The sequence below is a fragment of the Sneathiella chungangensis genome (assembly GCF_009882935.1).
Taxonomy (GTDB): Bacteria; Pseudomonadota; Alphaproteobacteria; order Sneathiellales; family Sneathiellaceae; genus Sneathiella; species Sneathiella chungangensis.
Genome location: NZ_WTVA01000011.1, coordinates 1 through 2,500, shown reverse-complemented (window position 1 = coordinate 2,500; position 2,500 = coordinate 1). Strand labels below are relative to the sequence as shown.

Genomic DNA, 2,500 nt, shown 5'->3' with positions numbered 1-2,500 from the left:
TTACCAAACCTAACCAAACTCCGAATACCGAAGAATGCAGCAAGGCAGACAGGCAGTGGGTGCTAAGATCCATTGCCGAGAGGGAAACAGCCCAGACCGCCAGCTAAGGTCCCTAAGTCATGGCTAAGTGGGAAAGGATGTGGGAAGGCCAAAACAACCAGGAGGTTGGCTTAGAAGCAGCCACCCTTTAAAGAAAGCGTAATAGCTCACTGGTCTAAATTTAAGCCGGCCTGCGCCGAAGATGTACCGGGGCTAAAGCCATGCACCGAAGCTGCGGATTCAGTCTTTTAGGCTGAGTGGTAGCGGAGCGTTCCGTAAGCCTGTGAAGGGCAGCCGCGAGGTTGCCTGGAGGTATCGGAAGTGAGAATGCTGACATGAGTAGCGAGATGAGTGTGAGAAACACTCACGTCGAAAGTCCAAGGGTTCCTGCGTAAAGCTAATCTGCGCAGGGTGAGCCGGCCCCTAAGGCGAGGGCGAAAGCCGTAGTCGATGGGAAGGAGGTTAATATTCCTCCGCCTGCTGGAAGTGACGAATGGGGTAAATTGTGGGTCCTTATTGGATTGGACCTGCTGTGAACCTGTTCCAGGAAATAGCTCCAGCTTATAGACCGTACCCCAAACCGACACAGGTGGACTGGTAGAGTATACCGAGACGTTTGAGAGAACTATGTTGAAGGAACTCGGCAAAATGACCCCGTAACTTCGGGAGAAGGGGTACCTCTCTTTGGGCAACCATTGGGGGGTGGCACAGACTTGGGGGTGGCGACTGTTTATTAAAAACACAGGACTCTGCGAAGTCGCAAGACGACGTATAGGGTCTGACGCCTGCCCGGTGCCGGAAGGTTAAGAGGAGCGGTGAGAGCTGCGAATCGAAGCCCCGGTAAACGGCGGCCGTAACTATAACGGTCCTAAGGTAGCGAAATTCCTTGTCGGGTAAGTTCCGACCTGCACGAATGGCGTAACGACTTCCCCGCTGTCTCCAACATAGGCTCAGCGAAATTGAACTCTCCGTGAAGATGCGGAGTACCCGCGGTTAGACGGAAAGACCCCGTGCACCTTTACTATAGCTTTGCAGTGGTATCAGGATTTGAATGTGTAGAATAGGCGGGAGCCTTTGAAGCGATGACGCCAGTTGTCGTGGAGGCGCCTTTGAAATACCGCCCTTTTGACTTTTGATATCTAACCGAGGACCGTTATCCGGTTCCGGGACCCTGCATGGTGGGTAGTTTGACTGGGGCGGTCGCCTCCTAAATGGTAACGGAGGCGCGCGATGGTTGGCTCAAGCTGGTCGGAAATCAGCTGATGAGTGCAATGGCATAAGCCAGCCTGACTGCGAGACTGACAAGTCGAGCAGAGACGAAAGTCGGTCATAGTGATCCGGTGGTCCCGCGTGGAAGGGCCATCGCTCAACGGATAAAAGGTACGCCGGGGATAACAGGCTGATAATGCCCAAGAGTCCATATCGACGGCATTGTTTGGCACCTCGATGTCGGCTCATCTCATCCTGGGGCTGGAGCAGGTCCCAAGGGTTTGGCTGTTCGCCAATTAAAGAGGTACGTGAGCTGGGTTTAGAACGTCGTGAGACAGTTCGGTCCCTATCTGCCGTGGGTGTAGGATATTTGAGAGGAGCTGCCCCTAGTACGAGAGGACCGGGGTGGACGTACCTCTGGTGGACCTGTTGTCACGCCCGTGGCACTGCAGGGTAGCTAAGTACGGACGGGATAACCGCTGAAAGCATCTAAGCGGGAAGCCCCCCTCAAAACCAGATATCCCTTGAGAGCCGTGGAAGACCACCACGTTGATAGGCTGGAGGTGGACGTATGGCAACATACGGAGCTGACCAGTACTAATCACTCGATAGAGTTTGATCCCAGTGCTTCATCATGCACAGTAGTCAGATTAGAAGTTGTTTTTTAGTTGGCCTCATTTTGTGCCACCGGCACAAGGCCTTAGGCTGCCCGTCGGCGCGGACCTCCGTCCGCTTAAGCTATCGGGCATCCGCCCGGGCCGCAGTCGCGGCCTGCCAAAGGCACAGCCTTTGGACATGAGGACAACGACAAAATCAAAACACCACACAGGATGTATTCATAGTTATTTGTTTGTTGGCACTCACGCAGAAGCCCTCCGGGCTTGCTCCGTGGGGGCGGGCCATTCGGCCCGACGCGCAGTCGCGCTTGCCAAAGGCACAGCCTTTGGAACCGTCCCTTGCAGCTTTATGCAGGGATACGGGTCCGAAGCGAAGCTGAGGCAAGGCCGACCGGCCGCCGGGCGCAAGCCCGGAGCCTAAGGGAACGGATGTTCCCGCCGGCGCCTGAGGCTAACAAAAAAGCCCAAAACAAATAACAACTTCTGCTTTTTGCCGGCCTGGTGGCTATGGCGGGAGGCCTGCACCCGATCCCATTCCGAACTCGGTCGTGAAAACTCCCAGCGCCGATGGTACTTTGTCTTAAGGCACGGAAGAGTAGGTCGCCGCCAGGCCCGCAAAAAACAGAAGATCCTCT

2 rRNA genes (1 of these 2 cut by a window edge) are annotated in these 2,500 nt (G+C 55.2%); both read left to right on the top strand.

The features are described from left to right. A 23S ribosomal RNA gene (locus GQF03_RS11560) occupies positions 1 to 1,870 on the top strand (it extends 876 nt beyond the left edge of the window). Between the two features lie 492 nt (positions 1,871 to 2,362). After that, positions 2,363 to 2,477: ribosomal RNA gene (rrf, locus tag GQF03_RS11555) — 5S ribosomal RNA — on the top strand. Positions 2,478 to 2,500: the final 23 nt, after the last annotated feature.